Origin of the sequence: Pseudoflavonifractor sp. 524-17 (assembly GCF_009935845.1) — a bacterium.
Taxonomy (GTDB): domain Bacteria; phylum Bacillota; class Clostridia; order Oscillospirales; family Oscillospiraceae; genus Pseudoflavonifractor_A.
On the sequence record NZ_QWEK01000050.1, the window covers coordinates 13883 to 27846 of the forward strand.

At 59.4% G+C, this 13964-nt stretch carries 8 protein-coding genes and 1 pseudogene; 5 read left to right on the forward strand and 4 right to left on the reverse strand.

The features are described 5' to 3' along the window. Positions 1-6: 6 nt before the first annotated feature. Positions 7-5013, reverse strand: coding sequence for a M60 family metallopeptidase (locus D1159_RS15290; RefSeq protein WP_161846516.1), 5007 nt, complete (start codon positions 5011-5013; stop codon positions 7-9). A gap of 266 nt (positions 5014-5279) precedes the next feature. Between D1159_RS15290 and D1159_RS15295 the strand changes: the two genes are divergently transcribed. The 5 genes from D1159_RS15295 (at position 5280) to nifU (ending at position 12043) form a co-directional block, all read left to right on the forward strand. Continuing rightward, positions 5280-7394 carry a diguanylate cyclase gene (locus D1159_RS15295; RefSeq protein WP_279280111.1) on the forward strand — a complete coding sequence of 705 codons (2115 nt, stop codon included), beginning with the start codon at positions 5280-5282 and terminating at the stop codon, positions 7392-7394. Continuing rightward, positions 7391-7747 (forward strand): Hpt domain-containing protein, encoded by a 357-nt coding sequence (locus D1159_RS15300; protein WP_161846517.1) that lies wholly within the window; start codon positions 7391-7393, stop codon positions 7745-7747. The genes D1159_RS15295 and D1159_RS15300 overlap by 4 nt, the downstream gene beginning before the upstream one ends. Beyond that, on the forward strand, positions 7747-10308 hold the full coding sequence (locus D1159_RS15305) for a response regulator (protein ID WP_161846518.1): 2562 nt from the start codon (positions 7747-7749) through the stop codon (positions 10306-10308). The genes D1159_RS15300 and D1159_RS15305 overlap by 1 nt, the downstream gene beginning before the upstream one ends. 159 nt (positions 10309-10467) lie before the next feature. Next, positions 10468-11655, forward strand: a complete 1188-nt coding sequence (gene nifS, locus D1159_RS15310; protein WP_161846519.1) for a cysteine desulfurase NifS — start codon at positions 10468-10470, stop codon at positions 11653-11655. Beyond that, positions 11645-12043 carry a Fe-S cluster assembly scaffold protein NifU gene (nifU, locus tag D1159_RS15315; protein WP_161846520.1) on the forward strand — a complete coding sequence of 133 codons (399 nt, stop codon included), beginning with the start codon at positions 11645-11647 and terminating at the stop codon, positions 12041-12043. Before nifS ends, nifU begins: the two co-directional genes overlap by 11 nt. Positions 12044-12159: 116 nt before the next feature. Here nifU and D1159_RS15320 read toward each other — a convergent pair whose 3' ends face one another. The 3 genes and pseudogenes from D1159_RS15320 to D1159_RS15330 form a co-directional block, all read right to left on the reverse strand. After that, positions 12160-13359 carry a sodium ion-translocating decarboxylase subunit beta gene (locus D1159_RS15320; protein ID WP_161846521.1) on the reverse strand — a complete coding sequence of 400 codons (1200 nt, stop codon included), beginning with the start codon at positions 13357-13359 and terminating at the stop codon, positions 12160-12162. Positions 13360-13372: 13 nt separating this feature from the next. Then, positions 13373-13771, reverse strand: a complete 399-nt coding sequence (locus tag D1159_RS15325) for a biotin/lipoyl-containing protein (protein ID WP_161846522.1) — start codon at positions 13769-13771, stop codon at positions 13373-13375. Position 13772: 1 nt separating this feature from the next. Then, positions 13773-13964 (reverse strand): annotated as a pseudogene (locus tag D1159_RS15330) (hypothetical protein); the annotation flags it as partial.

The following is a 13964-nucleotide window of genomic DNA, read 5'->3' on the forward strand; positions in this document are numbered from 1 at the left end:
CTGTCATCATTCAATGATAATCGTGGGCAGTTCCGCTCCGCCGGGGCTGTGGATCCACGTGGTGGTGGCGGTGGTGTGCTGGCTGGAGGCGTCAGTGGCCGTATCCGTCCGGCCCAGCTCCGCCTGGATCATACTGGGCAGCACATTGACCGCGGTGCACGGGTCCTTCTCCTGGAGATCCAGCTCTGCCTGTACATCAGGTACAAAGACAAACAGACCATCGCTGATGTCGCTGACCTGCTTATCCTCCGGCACGGTGGCGAAGAGATAGAACTCGCCGGCCAGATAGCGCTCCTCCATCTTTCCCTCCCCGGCCTCGTCGCCGGTCAGGGCATCGTTGGTAAAGCGGCCCTTGAGCTTAATGGTGGCGAAGGCCGGATTGCTCCGGTAGTTACCTACCACAACCAAGGTTCCGGCGGGAAGTACGCGGTCTCCCACGTCCAGCTCCGCGCCCAGAATGCCTGCGGTGCCCTGCTCTCCCTCCAGGAAGGAGATGTCGTCCTCGGCGTAGCTGAGCAGGCGGATATCCTCGGCCGCCACCGTATCCGGTATTCCGGTGACGGTGATCACATAGGCGTCATAGATCCAGATCCGGGTGTCGTCCGCCGGGGCGCCGGGCATCTTGAAGTAGGTGAGGTAGGCGCCGGCGTCCGTGGTCATATTCCCGGCACTGAAATTGCCGGACTGGGCGATTACCGGGTCGGTGAGTCCGGGGGTGCCGCTCTCACGCACAACCTGATTCTGGATGGACACGGTATAATCGCCGCCTGCGGACCAGCTGCTGCCCAGCAGCTTCAGGCCGGAAACCGGGGTGGGCTCCGTGAATTCAAAGGTGACGGTGTCCCCGCTGCGCTTCATCTCGTAGGCGTCGGCAGGCACCAGCTTATCATAGGACACCCGCACCTGGTCGGCTGTCCCGGAGGCGACCTGCGCGCCCAAGGTGTCGTAGGCCGCGACGCTGTACACATAAGCCCGGTGGTTGGCCGATCCGATGACGTCGGTATAGGTAATGGGATCGGTACTGTTTGCGGGGATGACAAAGTCGATAGGCTTGCCGTCCCGGCGGATCTCATAGCCCTGCAGGTCGGTCAGGCCGCTGGGGGTGATGGTCAGCTCCACGTTGTTTTTCACTTGGGCATCCGCGCCGGCTTTCACCTGGGCCGTCACGGTCAGGCCTCCGGTCTGGCTGGTCTTGCCGGCCAGGATATCCCGGCGGCTCTGGTCGCTGAAGTACCAGATAGCCCGGTCCTCCCCGGGGTATTCGTCCAGCTTGGCCTGGGTCTCTTCACTCAGGCTCATGCCCCAGCGGGTAAAGAAGTCCGTCAGATCCCTTCCGGCCACGGCGGCGGCGGTGAGGGCCACCTTGTCGTCGTAGGACGCCGCGCCGTCGAAGTAGGTCCCCGCCTTCCACGCCTGGAAGAACTCGGTATAGAAGCGCATGGCATCGGCGCCCGCCCCGTCATAGGCCAGGTGGAGCTGCCAGTACATACCCAGCTGCACAAAGACATCGTTGGAGGCGCCGGGATAGCCCAGGGCCACCTTGTTGAAGATGCCGGCATACTTATTGCTCTTCTCCAGCCGGGAGGGGAGGGTGTTGTGCGCTCCGTCATAAGTCTGCACCATGATGGAGTAGATATTGTTGGTGATCTCCGCCTTGCCCAGCTTGTCCATGTTGTGGCCGATCTCGTGGGCGATGCCCCAGCCGAAGAGGCTGTTGGCGCCGGCGGACGGCGTCGTATTGCGGTCAATGGGCTTGCCGTTGACCATGCCGCCGCAGGAGCCGTAGCCAATGCCGATGTGGCTCCCCGCCGCGTACATGAAAGCCCCTTCGAACATGGTCATGCAGCGGATATTCTGCCGGGAGTCCATGTCGTTGTCTGCATAGGTATTGGTGATGCCCTGGGTGGTCTTGCAGATGTGCATCACATCCTCCCAGGCCAGGATGCTGTTGTAAATGGCGTTTACCGGGTCATTGACGGTATTGTCCAGCACCGCCTTGGCCGGCAGAGAGAGGAGCACCGTGGGGGTGGAAATCTCAGTGACGTTGAGACAGTGGGTTTCCTTGTTGCTGTCGGTAATGGTGCTGTTGTCCATGTAGGCCGTCAGCTCATCCACATAGGCGGAGATGGCGTCTCTGCGCGCCGTCTCGTTGTCCAGGCGGTACCAGTTGGACAGGCTGAGCACCGGGATGTCCACGGCCCGGCGGACGTGCAGCTGGATGTTCTCCGGAGTTTCCCCGCTGTAGGTGAAGTACAGGCTGCCGCCTCTGTCGGTTGCGTCGCTGCCGATGGCAGGCACCTTCAATACATTGCGCCCGTTGGAGATGCTGCCCACCGTGGCGCTCCAGGCCGACGCCTGCGCGTTGAACTGGGTGGCAACAATGGAAAGGCTGCTCCCAGCGGGGATGCCCTCGGCGTAGATGGTGATCTCTTGTCCCGCCCGGGCCGCTACGCCCAGAGGCTGGAGCATACTGCCGCCCTGACCGTAGGCATTGTCCTTTGTGCCCTTGCGGGATTCCACGCCGTTGAGGATTACCCCGCTGCTGGCGCCGCTGTTCAGCAGCTCCCCGGCCAGCTTCAGCTCATCCTCCATAACCTCGGGATAGAGGTAGTAGTTCCGCTCATCGCTCTCCAGCCGGGCTTTCAGCGCGTCAATGCGGGTCTGATCCACGCCGGCGGCCAGCTGGGTGCGCAGGCTGTCGGTAAAGAGCTTGTCGATGTCCTCCGGCAGGCAGTGCTCCGGGTCGTACTCCATGAACATCAGCTCAGACAGGCTGACAGTGAGATAGTCCCGCTGCTCCACGGCCAGGCTGATCTGCTTCACCTGCTTCACCGGGCCGAAGGGGAGTACGGCGAAGCGGTCTGTGTTCACCGTGCTGTAGTTGGGCAGGTTGGGCCAGGTGTGTACGTCGCTGCCGGTGCCGCCGTTGTCCACGCCGCCGGCCAGGGGGTTGGGGACCAGCAGATGGCCTTCTCCGTTCAAATCCTCCCCCTCGTACCACACCCGGACGCTGTAGGCCCGGAGGTTGGTGGGGTAGCTGCCGTCCAGCCGGGGCACCCAGAAGGCGGCGTTGAGATCCACAGGTTCCCTGAAGGTACAGATCACGTGCTCGTCCCGGCTCCAGCTGTTGGCGGTCCAGTGGGTGCGGTAGTCCCCGTCGATCATGTTCTCCGGCTTGAAGGGGGCGTCGGCGGTATAGGAGTTTTTGTCATAGTTTCCGGGGGCCGCCAGGCGGATGCTCTCAATTTTCGAGCTGTCCAAAATCCCCTGGGTGGGGATGCCCGCCGGCCGGGAGTAGTCCACCGCCTTGGGCGTGCCGGTGGCGATTGCGGAGGGGCCGCTCTTCCCCTGGTCGTTCCCGGCCACCACATAGAGATAATAGGCGGTGCCGTTGGTCAGGCCGGTGATGGTGGTGCGGGTCTCCTCCAGCCGTCCCCCCGCCTGCTGATAGGTGGATATGGGGGCGTTCTCCTGGTCGGTGTAGTAGACCTCGTAGTAAGTCGCGCTCTTGCCCTGCTTCCACGACACGCTCAGGGCGCCGTCCATGGGAGTCACGCTCACCATATCCGGCTTATCCGGCGCCTTGCCGGGCAGGGGCGTGGCGGTCACCGGGGCGCAGGGCCGTCCCTCCCAGCTGCCGTCTGTGGGGGTTACGGTAAAGACGTAAGTCTTCAGATCCTCCAGTCCGGACACCACCGCCCGGTTTACGTCCACGTGCAGCTCCTTTTTCGGGGCGTTGTCCACATTTTCCAGCCAGTACTCCACCTTATAGCCGGACACATTGGGCAGATCTGTCCAGGTCAGGGTCACCTGCCCGCTTCCCGGCTCGGCCTTGAGATTCTTTACCTCGCTGTTGGGGGCCACCGGGTTCTCAGGCACGATGTCCTTCAAAAACTGGATGTTTTCCACCACGGCGAACTGTCCGCCCTCCGTCTTGGTGACGGAGATGGTGATCTTCTTCACCGCCACCCGGGTGCCCAGGGAGATGGTAATTACATTGCTTCCAGGCGCGGCCCGCAGGGCGTGGACGTCCTCCGGCGGAAGGGTGTCAAAGGGGAACGCTTCCTGGAACGGCGTCCCACTTCCATCGACTCCCTCGACGAGGACCGTTCCCTGTTGAATCTCGCCTGCCCCCTCCGGCGTAACCACACGCAGCTCGGAGGTCTCCACCTGCGCGGACAGCACAATGGGCAGGACCAGTTCCGTATGCTCGCCTATCGTTGTGCCAGGCAGAGCGTGTTGAAATGTGACGGATCCGTCACTTGCAAAGAGGTTTTCGAGTTCCCCTGTCACGGTCACACCATCAAGCTCCGCTTGGGTCTCAGCCAAATCTATGGGGTTTTTGAGAAGCACCGTCTCCGCTACCTCGGCGTTTCCCTCCCGCTTCAGCTGGTGGTTGACGTAGACCAGATCCTGCACGTCAATTTCCCCGTCGCCGTTCAGGTCGTAGACGTCCAGATCCTTTTTCTGCTCCGAGCCCAGGGCGGCGGACAGGGCGGTCCGGTCCGCCGCGGTAATGGTTCCGTCTCCGGTTACATCGCCCAGAGAAAAGGTGGCGTCTCCGGTGCCCAGGATCACATGGCGGCTGTAATCCTCCAACTTCACCTGCTGTTCAAAGGGGACATATCCGTTGCCCTGGAATTTTAAGGTATAGGTCCCCGGCGCTAAGCCGTCCACGCTCATGTCCAGATAGGACGGCCACTCGCCGCCGCCCAGTTCGCCGCCGTCCTTGTTGCGTAGGGACACCTGAACCGGATAGCCTGACGAAACCGCGCTGCTCTCCCGATACAGCGGCACCTCCACCAGTTTTTTATTACCCTGGTACAGCGCCCCGCGCACATTCCGCGCTTCAAGGGCGGTCAGCTTCTGGGGGAAGTCCACCCGCACGGTGGCTGAGATGCTTCCCTGCGCCGTGGGCTCAGCAGCCTGCGCCGCCGCGCCCGCAGGGGCCAGCATGGAAGCCAGCATGGACCCTGATACTAGGGCGCATAGCATCCTTTTATGCACTCTCATGGTTCTTCTTCCTTTCTTCTTTGCTCCGGTAGCGGATACCGTCCGCCGGCAATGTGTGCGGCGGCATACGTTATTTATTATAGCGATTCCGGGACAAATTGGCAATGCTTCTTTTTCCTGATTTTGCCCCATAAAAACACAATCCTCTGTTTTCATGTCTTGCTATTTTCCCGTTTTATTTATATAATAAGATAGGTGGATATTGAATGAGTCTTCCAGCCCGGATCCTTCCCCATTCACCCTAATCAGTAAGGGAGTGACGCTTTTTGAGTAAAGAGCAGACCCGCAAACAGAAAATCCTGATTGCGGACGACTCTGAGATGAACCGCTCCATTCTGGCGGACATGTTGGAGATAGAGTACGAAATCATTGAGGCGGAAAACGGCCTGGAGGCCATCTCCGTCCTGCAGTCCTGCGCCAGCGAACTCTCCCTGGTGTTGCTGGATATCGTAATGCCGGTGATGGACGGCTTTGAGGTGCTGACCATTATGAATCAGCGCAACTGGATTGAGGATGTCCCTGTCATCATGATCTCAGCCGACCGCAACCCATCCTCTGTGGAGCGGGCCTATAACTTGGGGATCACGGACTTTATCAGCCGCCCCTTTGACGCGCTTATCGTCCACCGCCGGGTGGTCAACACCATTCTGCTCTATGCCAAGCAGAAAAAGCTGGTGGGCCTGGTGGAGGACCAGATCTTTGAAAAAGAGCAGCGCAGCAATTTGATGATCGAGATCCTGAGCCATATTGTGGAGTTCCGCAACGGCGAGAGCGGCCAGCACGTGCGTAATGTCCATACCCTTACGGATCTGCTTCTGCACCGCCTGATGCAGAAGAGCAGCCGCTACCAGCTTTCCCAGATGGATATTTCTATCATCAGCACCGCCTCCGCCCTCCACGACATTGGGAAGATCGCCGTGGACGAGGCCATTCTTAACAAGCCCGGCCGCCTCACGGACGAGGAGTTCGCCATTATGAAGACCCACTCCCTCATCGGCGCCACCATGCTGGAGGATCTCCCCTTCCACAAAGACGAGCCTCTGGTGCGGGTCGCCTATGAGATCTGCCGCTGGCACCACGAGCGGTACGACGGCCGGGGCTATCCCGACGGCCTGGTGGGGGATCAGATCCCCATTTCCGCTCAGGTGGTGGCCATCGCAGACGTCTATGACGCCCTGACCAGCGAGCGGGTCTACAAAAAGGCCCACTCCCATGAGAAGGCCCTGGAAATGATTCTGGCCGGCCAGTGCGGCACGTTTAATCCCCTGATGCTGGAGTGTCTCACCGATATCTCCGATGTCATCCAGCAGGAGCTGCACAGTGACAACGCCATCCAGCGCAGCCGGCGGGATCTGCGCACCATCACCCAGGAGATCATCAGCCACAACGAACTCACCGCCTCGGAGCGCACGCTGGAGCTGCTGGAGCACGAGCGGATAAAGTACAATTTCTTTGCCTCGCTCACCAAGGAGGTTCAGTTCGAATACACCCTTACGCCCGCTATGCTCACCCTGACCACCTGGGGCGCCAACCGGCTGGGGCTGGGGGAGATCGTCATGGATCCCCTGAATGACGAGCATGTTTGCAGTATGCTCAAGCCGGAGTTTCTGAAGCAGATCACCAGCGCCCTGCGCACCTCCTCGCCCAAAAATCCGGTGGTCACCCAGGATACCACCATTCCAATCGATGGGGAGGAGCGCTGGTTCCGGGTCATCGCCCGGGCCACCTGGTCCTCTGACGAGCCGCCCCGGTATATGGGCTGCATCGGAAAGGCCATGGATGTCCACGACTCCCGGGCGCAGATGAACTCTCTGGAACGGCAGGCCTCCCACGATACGCTCACCGGCCTGCTCAACCACGCTTATGCCAAAAAGCGCATTCTGGAGCGGATGGGGGACCGGCCTGACAGTAAATACGCCTTAGTCATGTTCGATCTGGACCACTTTAAATCGGCCAACGACACCTATGGACATATTTTTGGCGACCATGTGCTCAAGCATGTGGCCTCCAAGCTGCAAAACTGCATCCGCAGCGGCGATATTGCCGCCCGGGTGGGCGGTGACGAATTCGTGATCTTTTTGGAATACGACACCCCTTTGGAGCATATTATTCAGCGCATTTTTACCGCCTTGTGCGGCACCTATGAGGAATTTACCATCTCCATCAGTATGGGCGTGGCGCCTACACAGCTGGTTGGCATGGACTATGAAACACTATTCCACGCGGCGGATCAGGCCCTGTATACCGTAAAACGGGGCGGCCGGGGGCAGTACCGTTTTTATGACAAAACCATGCAGCAGACACTTTCCGCCATCTCCCCGATTGACGGCTGCACCGCGGAAACTGCGCAGACAAAACACGAAGGAGAGGAACACACATGACGTTGCAAGAATGCTACACCGCTCTGGGCGGAGATTACGAGGAGGCCATAGGCCGCCTGCGCAGCGACCGGCTGGTGCAGAAATTTGTGCTGAAATTTCTTGCCGATCCCAGCTATGACAACCTGATCAAGTCCATGGACGCCCAGCAGTATGACGAAGCGTTCCGGGCCGCCCACACCATCAAGGGTGTGTGCCAGAACCTGAGCTTTACCAAGCTGTATCAGTCCAGCAGCGCCCTCAGCGAAGCGCTGCGCTCCGGCTTCACCCCCGAGGCGCCTGCCCTGGCAGAACAGGTAAACGCAGACTACCGCCAGACGGCCGACGCTATCCGCGCATTCCAGGAGAGCTGCTGATGAAGAAAAAACAGGAAAATACCACCCGCTTTCTGGTTGTCAGTCTGCTTCTGGTGTCCGTTCTGTGTGTGTGTATTTTTTCCTTTCTGGCCTTCTACATGCAGCGCAGGAGTACAGAAACCATCAATGAAGTAGGAAACATCTACATGACCGGGATGGGACAGCAGATCTCCATGCACTTTGAAACGGTTGTTGAGCTGCGTCTGTCCCAGGTGGAGGCTCTGGTACAAACCATCCCCGTAGGCAATATTACATATGGAAGCGCACGGTATAGCCAGATGCTGGAAAATCTAGCCTATGCCGCCAAAGCCCGGGGCTTTGACTCTCTGGGCTTCTACGCCAGGGACGGCAGCCTTGAAATGATCTATGGGGAAGAGGTCGTTCCGGTTGATGAGGGGTCCTTTTTGGAATCTCTCAACAATGGTGAGATGAAGGTGGCGGCGGGACTGACAGTCTCCGGCGATAGGATGATTTTATTTGGGGTTTCCGCAGTCTATCCAATGGCTGGGGATTCTGAGTGTACTGCCCTGATTGCCACTCTGCCCCCCTCATATATCTCTGATACCCTCTCTTTGGAGGTAAACGACACTCTGGTGCTCTCCCACATTATCCGCCGGGACGGCTCTTTTGTGATTCGCAGCGGCGAGGCGTTCCGGGAGAACTACTTTGACCGCCTGGACGCTCTCTTCCGGGAAGACGGTATGGACGGCACCCCCTATGTGGCGGAATTGCAGGCCGCGATGGAACGCGAGGAGGATTACAGCACAGTATTTCAATTTGGAGATGGGCGCAGCCATTTATACTGTACGAAGCTGGGTTACTCTGAGTGGTATCTCATTACAATATTACCATACGGCGAACTGGATGAAAGTGTCAACGCCCTAAGCAGTGACTGGCTGTACACGGTCTATCTGGGGTGCGCAATTGTACTGGCGGCTCTGCTGTTGGTGTTCAGGAAGTACATCCAGCTCCAGCGCCGGCAAATGGTGGAGCTGGACGAGGCGCGCCGGGCGGCAGAACATGCCAACAAGGCCAAGAGCGAGTTTTTGTCTAATATGAGCCACGATATCCGTACGCCTATGAACGCCATTGTGGGTATGACCGCCATTGCCACAACTCACATCAACAATACCCAGCAGGTACAGAACTACCTGCGGAAAATCGCTCTGTCCAGCAAGCATCTTCTGGGCCTTATCAACGATGTGCTGGATATGTCCAAAATTGAGAGCGGCAAGATGACGCTGAATATGGACATGGTTTCTCTGCGCGAAGTGATGGACGGTATGATCAATATTGTTCAGCCACAGATTCATGCAAAAAAGCAGCAGTTTGACGTGTTTATTCACGATATCACGGTGGAAAATGTATGCTGTGACAGTGTGCGTCTCAATCAGGTGCTGCTGAATTTCCTGTCCAACGCCATCAAGTTTACCCCGGAGGGCGGGAAAATTCAGGTCTCCCTCTATGAGAAGCCCTCTGAAAAGGGAGATAATTTTATCCAGGTCCATCTGACGGTGGAGGACAGCGGCATCGGAATGTCCCCGGAATTCCAGGCGAAGATTTTTGAATCCTTTTCCCGCGAGGACAGCACCCGCGTCCATAAGACCGAGGGCACCGGCCTAGGTATGGCCATCTCCAAGTACATTGTAGACGCTATGGGCGGCACAATCGAAGTGGAAAGCCAGCAAGGCAAGGGGACAAAGTTCCATGTAACCTTGGATTTGGAAACCGCGGATATCCAGGAAGTAGACATGATTCTCCCCAATTGGGAGATGCTGGTGGTGGATGACGACCAGTTCCTGTGTGAGAGCACGGTATCCTCCCTGGAATCCATCGGCGTCAAGGCGGAATGGTGTCTGGAAGGAGAGACCGCTGTTGAAATGGTGGCGGAACGCCACCGGCAGCACCGCGATTACCAAGTAGTCCTTTTGGACTGGAAGCTCCCCGGTATGGACGGAATTGAAACCGCCCGGGAGCTGCGCAATCATTTGGGAGATGAAGTCCCTATCCTGCTCATTTCTGCGTATGATTGGAGTGATATTGAGGAGAAAGCCAGGGCCGTCGGTGTGAGCGGCTTTATTTCCAAACCGCTGTTTCGCTCTACGCTGTACTATGGACTAAGACCCTATGCCGGCTTGTCGCAGGAGAAGTCAGAATCCATGGAGCAAAAGCACCATGTGGACTTTAACGGCAAACATATTCTTTTAGCAGAGGATAATGAACTCAACTGGGAAATTGCCTCCGAGCTTCTGTCGGAACTGGGGCTGGAGCTGGACTGGGCGGAAAACGGGCAGATCTGTGTCAATATGTTCCAGGCCGCCCCTCCCAACTTCTACGACGCGATTCTGATGGATATCCGTATGCCGGTCATGACTGGTTATCAGGCCGCTGAGGCCATCCGCGCCCTGGACCGGGCGGACGCCAACATTCCTATTATCGCCATGACGGCGGACGCCTTTGCCGAGGACATCAAAAAGTGCCTGGACTGCGGCATGAACGCCCACATCGCCAAGCCGATTGACGTTCGGGACGTGGCCCGTATGTTGGAAAAGTTTATTTAACGCGCTTTGTCGGTAGGCTGGGGAACCTCTATCCAAAACTGGGTAGGGGTTCCCAGTCGCGCGCTTTGGTCTAGGCACTTGACAAGCGGGTGTTTGGGCCTTATAATCATATTAACCAAGTAGGAATAATGGAAATATTTCTCCACCAGGAGGTTTCTTATGTACGTCTATGCAGATAACGCCGCAACCACCGCCATGAGTCCAGCGGCCTGCCGGGCCATGGAGCCCTATTTTCAAACCATTTATGGCAATCCCTCCAGCCTGCACAGCGTGGGCCAGCGGGCCGCTGAGGCTCTGGAGGAAGCCCGGGCCAAGGTGGCCAAATGGATCGGGGCAAAGCCGGAGGAGATCTACTTCACCTCCGGCGGGAGTGAGGCGGATAACCAGGCTATCCGTTCCGCCGCCCTGCTGGGAGCCCAAAAAAACAAGCGCCGCCTCATCTCCACCGCCATTGAGCACCATGGGGTGCTCCACACCCTGAAGCAGCTGGAGCGGGAGGGATTTGAGGTCGTCCTGCTGCCGGTGGGCCCGGAGGGGATTGTCACTGTGGAGGCTGTGGCCGCGGCGCTGGATGAGGCTACCGCTCTGGTCACAGTTATGATGGCCAACAACGAGATCGGCACCCTCCAGCCTGTGGAGGAGATCGGCGCCCTCTGCCGGGAGCGGGGTGTGATTTTCCACACCGACGCGGTCCAGGCGGTGGGGCATATTCCGGTGGACGTGGGCCGGCAGAACATTGACATGCTCTCCCTCTCCGCCCACAAATTCCACGGCCCGAAGGGGGTGGGAGCCCTCTACTGCCGGAAGGGAGTATCTCTGCGCCCTCTGATTGAGGGGGGCGCCCAGGAGCGGGGCCGCCGGGCGGGGACGGAAAATCTGCCTGCTATTGCCGGCATGGCCGCGGCTCTGGAGGAGGCAGCTACCCGCCTGGAGGAGCACCAGAGCTATGTCGCCGCCCTGCGGGACCAGCTCATTGAGGGCCTGTCCCAAATCCCCCACGCCAAGCTCAACGGGGATCCGGCGCGCCGTCTGGCCGGCAATGTGAGCTTCTGCTTTGAGGGAATTGAGGGGGAAAGCCTGCTGCTCCTGCTGGATGCCAAGGGGGTGGCCGCCTCCTCCGGGTCGGCGTGTACCTCCGGCTCCCTGGACCCCAGCCATGTGCTGCTGGCGCTGGGCCTGCCCCACGAGGTGGCCCACGGATCCCTCCGCCTGAGCCTGAGCGCCTATAACACCCCCCAGGAGATGGAACACATTCTGTCGGTGGTTCCAGGTATCGTGGCGTATTTGAGGGACATCTCTCCCGTGTGGGAAGAATTAGAAAAAGGAGTGCGGACTCATGTTATATAGCGAGAAGGTTATGGATCATATGCAGAATCCCCGGAATCTGGGCAAGATGGAGGACGCTGACGGCATTGGCCAGGTAGGCAACGCCAAATGCGGCGACATTATGAAGATGTATATCAAGGTGTCCGGCGGCATCATCACCGACGTCACCTTCAACACCTTCGGCTGCGGCTCCGCCATCGCGGCCAGTTCCATGGCCACAGAGCTGATTAAGGGCAAGCCTCTGGAGGATGCGGTACAATTGACCAATCAGGCGGTGGTAGAGGCGCTGGACGGCCTGCCGCACCACAAGGTCCACTGCTCGGTACTGGCGGAGGAGGCCATCCGGGCCGCTGTGGAGGATTACTATCACAGACAGGGCCTTGACGTCCCTGGGGACTGCGCCCGATAGACAGACAAAACAGCCCTCCGCGCGGACAAAGACGCACGGAGGGCTGCTTTTTCAGAAAGACGTATTTACAACCGCAGAACCCGGCAGTTCCCAGTTATGGAAACAGGATCTTACCGTCAGCGGAACACCGCCAGCAGGAAGCCGGCAGCGATAGCGGAGCCGATGACGCCGGCCACGTTGGGACCCATGGCGTGCATCAGCAGGAAGTTGGAGGGATTGGCCTTCTGACCCTCCACCTGGGACACCCGGGCCGCCATAGGCACGGCGGACACGCCGGCAGAGCCGATGAGGGGATTGACCTTGCCGCCGGAGAGGTAGTACATCAGCTTGCCCACCAGCAAACCGCCGATGGTAGAGCAGGAGAAGGCGATGAGACCAAGCACCACAATGGAGATGGTCTGGAAGGAGAGGAAGCGGTCCGCCACAGTGGTGGCACCCACGCTGATGCCCAGGAACAGCGTGACAATGTTCATCAGAGCGTTCTGGGCGGTGTCGCTCAGCCGCTCGGTGACGCCGGTCTCATGGAGCAGGTTGCCGAACATGAGGCAGCCGATGAGGGGCGCGGTGGAGGGAATGAGCAGGATGACAAAGGTGGCGACCACGATGGGGAAGACGATCTTCTCCGTCTTGGTGACCGTCCGGGTTTGCTCCATCTTCACGCCGCGCTCCTTCTCCGTAGTGAGCAGCCGCATAATGGGGGGCTGAATCATGGGGATAAGGGCCATATAGGAGTAGGCCGCAATGGCGATGGGGCCCAGCAGCTCCGGCGCCAGCAGGTTGGTCAGATACAGGGCGGTGGGGCCGTCCGCGCCGCCGATGATGCCGATGGAGGCGGCCTGAGGACCGCTGAAGCCCAGGCACAGGGCGCCGAAGAAAGCCAGGAACACACCCAGCTGAGCCGCCGCGCCCAGCAGCAGGCTCTTGGGGTTGGACAGCAGGGGGCCGAAGTCGGTCATGGCGCCTACGCCCATGAAGATCAAAGAGGGATATACGCCCGCCTTTACACCTATATACAGGATATCCAACAGGCCGCCCTGGGTGAGAATATGGCCATAGCTGTGGTAATAGGGGCTGGAGGGATCCAGAAAGGCATCCCACATCTCCATATGGTACAGGCCCGCACCCGGGATATTGGTCAGCAGCACGCCGAAAGCGATGCCCACCAGCAGCAGGGGCTCAAACTTCTTGGCGATGCCCAGATAGAGCAGCACGCAGCCCACGGCGATCATAATCAGATTTTTCCAGCCGCCCGCCGCGAAAAAGCCCGCAAAGCCGGACTCATTGACCAGCTTGGACAGGGTTTGTAAAATATCCATGCACGGCTCCTCCTTATGCCAGGACGATCAGCGGCGCGCCGGTGTCCACATTGCTCCCCTTTTGGACCACAATCTGGGCCACGGTGCCGTCCCGGGGGGCGAGGATCTCGTTTTCCATTTTCATAGCCTCCAGCACCACCAGCAGCTGGCCCGACTTGACGGAGGCGCCCTGAGTGACCTCAATACGCAGGATGTTGCCAGGCATGGGGGCGTTGACGGTCTCGCCGGCGGCGGTGACCGCAGCGGCGGCAGGCGCCGCAGGGGCGGGAGCCGCGGGAGCGGGGGCGGCAGCAGGCGCCGCAGGGGCCGCGGGAGCGGGGGCGTAGGCCTCGTACTCGTCCACCAGCATAGCCTGACCGGCCTCCACCTCCACCTCGTAGGTGCGGCCGTTCAGCGTTACTTTATACTTCATCTCACTTAACCTCCTTCATGGACTTGAAGCGCAGCTCATTCAAGGGCTTGCCCATCTTGTCGGCCACGATGGCCATGAGCATGGCGGCCTCCTTGTCAGGTACGTCGTACAGCCTGATCTGGCCGGCGCTGCCGGGGGCCGGGGGCGCGGAGGGCGCCGCCGGGGCGGCAGGGGCGGCGGTGGCCGTGGGGCC